At 71.1% G+C, this 3,195-nt stretch carries 3 protein-coding genes; all 3 read right to left on the bottom strand.

Annotation, left to right across the window (positions count from 1 at the left end):
• Positions 1 to 36: 36 nt before the first annotated feature.
• From AC2W7G_RS12445 to AC2W7G_RS12455, 3 genes are read right to left on the bottom strand one after another with little or no spacing between them, the layout of a single operon-like run.
• A complete protein-coding gene (locus AC2W7G_RS12445; protein ID WP_485868718.1) occupies positions 37 to 1,425 on the bottom strand; it encodes a GH1 family beta-glucosidase in 1,389 nt (462 codons plus the stop codon).
• The gene (locus AC2W7G_RS12450; protein WP_485868719.1) at positions 1,422 to 2,243 is read right to left on the bottom strand and encodes a carbohydrate ABC transporter permease; all 822 of its coding nucleotides are present in this window, start codon (positions 2,241 to 2,243) and stop codon (positions 1,422 to 1,424) included. Before AC2W7G_RS12450 ends, AC2W7G_RS12445 begins: the two co-directional genes overlap by 4 nt.
• A gap of 2 nt (positions 2,244 to 2,245) precedes the next feature.
• Positions 2,246 to 3,118: a carbohydrate ABC transporter permease gene (locus AC2W7G_RS12455; protein WP_485868720.1), complete on the bottom strand. Its 873-nt coding sequence runs from the start codon at positions 3,116 to 3,118 to the stop codon at positions 2,246 to 2,248.
• Between the last annotated feature and the right edge of the window lie 77 nt (positions 3,119 to 3,195).

Here is a 3,195-nt window from a genome sequence, read left to right on the forward strand (position 1 = left end):
GGCGACCTGCTCCAGGGTCGGCGGCCCCGACGGCGCTCACCCGGCGCGGCTCCCGTCGTGCGGGACGCCGGTCCGGCCGGCTCGTCCGCGGTGGGCGTTCATGAGGTCTTTGTACCAGTGCGCGCTGTCCTTGAGCGTCCGCTCCTGGGTGTCGAAGTCGACGTGCACGATGCCGAACCGCGACGCGTACCCCTCGGCCCACTCGAAGTTGTCCATGAGCGACCACGCGAAGTAGCCCTGGACGTCCGCCCCCGCCCGCTGGGCGTCGACGACCGCGGCCAGGTGGTCGCGCAGGAAGGCGACCCGGTCCGCGTCGTGCACCGCCCCGTCCTCGAGCACGTCGTCGAACGCGGCGCCGTTCTCGGTGATGTAGAGCGGCAGCGGCGGGTACTCGCGGTGCAGCCGCTCCAGCACCTCGGTGAGCCCCGCCGGATCGACGTCCCAGCCCAGGGCGGTCTTGGGCACGTCGCGGCTGTGGAACTGCGCGAACGACGCGGACGGCCACGGCGTCGCCCCCACCACGTGCCGCGTGTAGTAGTTGACGCCGAGGAAGTCGAGCGCCGGCGACATGGTCGCCAGGTCGCCGTCCTGGACGAACGAGGCGTCGGTGACGCTGCGGACGTCCTCGAGCACGTCGGCCGGGTACGCGCCGCGCAGCATCGGGTCCAGGAACCAGCGGTTCATGAGCCCGTCGACGCGCCGGACGGCGTCGTCGTGGCGTCCGGAGTCGTCGACCGGCGAGACCGGGTACAGGTTCACCGTCACGCCGACCTGCGCGTCCGGCACGGCGGCGCGCAGCCGCTCGACGGCCAGGCCGTGCCCGAGCATCAGGTGGTGGGACGCCGCGAGGGCCGCGGCGGGGTCGGTGCGGCCGGGCGCGTGGACGCCGCTGCCGTAGCCCAGGAACGCCGAGCACCACGGCTCGTTGAGCGTGATCCAGTGCTTGACCCGGTCCCCCAGCGCGTCGGCGGCCAGGGTGGTCATGTCGGCGAACCGCTCGGCGGTGTCGCGCAGCGGCCAGCCGCCGGCCTGCTCCAGCTCGAGCGGCAGGTCCCAGTGGTACAGCGTGATCCACGGGGTGATGCCGCGCTCGAGCAGCCGGTCGACCAGGCGGTCGTAGAAGTCGACGCCGAGCTGGTTGGCCGGGCCCTTGCCGCCGGGCTGGACGCGCGGCCACGAGAGCGAGAGCCGGTAGGCGTCCACCCCGAGGTCGTCCATGAGGTCGACGTCCTGCTCCCAGCGGCGGTAGTGGTCGCACCCCGGCTCGCCGGTGTCGCCGTCGCGCACGCGCCCGGGGGTGGCGCAGAAGGCGTCCCAGATCGAGGGCGTGCGGCCGTCCACGTCGACCGCCCCCTCGACCTGGAAGGAGGACGTCGCGACGCCCCAGGTGAAGTCGGGACCGAGTGCTGCGGGGTCGAGCGTCATGCCTTGAGACCGCCTTCCATGATGCCGCCGATGATCTGGCGGCCGAACAGGACGAAGACCACGACGAGCGGCAGGGTGCCCATGAGGGTTGCGGCCATCACCAGCGCCTGGTCGGTGTAGTAGCCGCCCGAGAGCCGCGAGAGCGCGACCTGGACGGTGGGGTGCTCGGCGTCGAGCGTGAGGTAGGGCCACAGGAAGTCGTTCCAGCGCTCCATGAACGTCAGCAGCCCCAGGACGGCCGCCGCCGGGCGGAGCACCGGGAAGACGATGCTGCGGAAGATGCGCCACGTGGACGCCCCGTCGAGCCGGGCCGCCTCGATGAGCTCGTCGGGGATCGCCTGGCTGGCGTACTGGCGCATCATGAACACGCCGAACCCGGTGACCAGGAACGGCAGGATCACCGACGACAGCTGGCCGTTGAGCCCGAGCTTGGTCATGAGCATGTACAGCGGCACCAGGCCGAGCTGCACCGGGATCATCATCGTCCCCACGACCACCAGCAGCAGCGCGTTGCGGCCGCGGAACCGCAGCTTGGCGAACGCGAAGCCGGCCAGGGACGAGCAGACGACGACCGAGACGGTGGTGACGCCGGCGACGATCAGGCTGTTCAGCAGCGCCTGGCCGAAGATGACGTCGTCGTTGGCGAAGACCCGCTCGATGTTGCCGAACAGCTCGCCTCCGGGGACCAGCGGCGGCGGCAGGCTGAGGATCTCGCTGGTCGTGCGCGAGGCCATGACCAGCATGAAGTACAGCGGCGCGATGGAGAGCAGGCCGGTCAGGGCCAGCGCCACGTAGAGGGTGACGGGTGCACGTCGCATGGTCAGTCCGCCGATCGGATGCGTCGCAGGAGCAGGAGGTTGAGGGCCGACACCAGGCCGATGAGCAGGAACAGCACCCAGGCGATCGTGGCCGCGTAGCCGAAGCGCTGGCCGGTGAAGGCCTCCTGCACGAGGTACATGGCGACGGTCTGGAACTGGCCCGTGGTGCCGCCGGCGATGGCGTTGACGCCGGAGCCGAACAGCAACGGCTCGGTGAACAGCTGGACGCCGCCGATGGTGGCCACGATGGTGACGAAGACGAGGGTGGGACGCAGCATCGGGACCGTGATGCTCCAGAACTGCCGCCAGGCCGACGCGCCGTCGATGCGCGCCGCCTCGTACAGCTCCTTGGGCACCGACTGCAGCGCGGCGAGCAGGATGAGCGCGTTGTAGCCGGTCCAGCGCCAGTCGACCATCACCGAGATGGCCAGCCAGGACGACCAGCGGTGCGCCTGCCAGTCGATCGCGCCGACGCCGACCGAGTCGAGCACCCAGTTCACGATGCCGAAGTCGCGGGCGAAGATGAGCGAGAAGATGATGCCCACCGCGGCGACCGAGGTGACGTTCGGGACGAGCACGCTCATCCGCCAGAACGTCCGCGCCCGCAGGCCGTGGTTGAGCGCCTGGGCCAGCAGCGTCGCCGCGACCAGCTGCGGCACGGTCGCGATGACGAAGATGCCGAGCGTGTTGACCAGCGCCCGCCAGAACTGGTCGTCGGTGGCCAGGTCGCGGTAGTTGCCCAGCCCCACGAAGCCCTCGTTGCCGGCCAGCAGGCTCCAGTTGTGCAGCGAGACCCACGCGGTGTAGAGCAGCGGGAACAGGCCGAACACGGCGAAGACCAGGAAGAACGGCGAGACGAACAGGTACGGCGCCACGCGCGCCTCGGTCCCCCGCCGCCCGCCTGCGCCACGCTTCCGCCAACCGCGTGGTGCCCGCACCGCCTGGAGGGCCG

The organism is Aeromicrobium sp. PFPM2_SD2 (genome assembly GCF_057364525.1).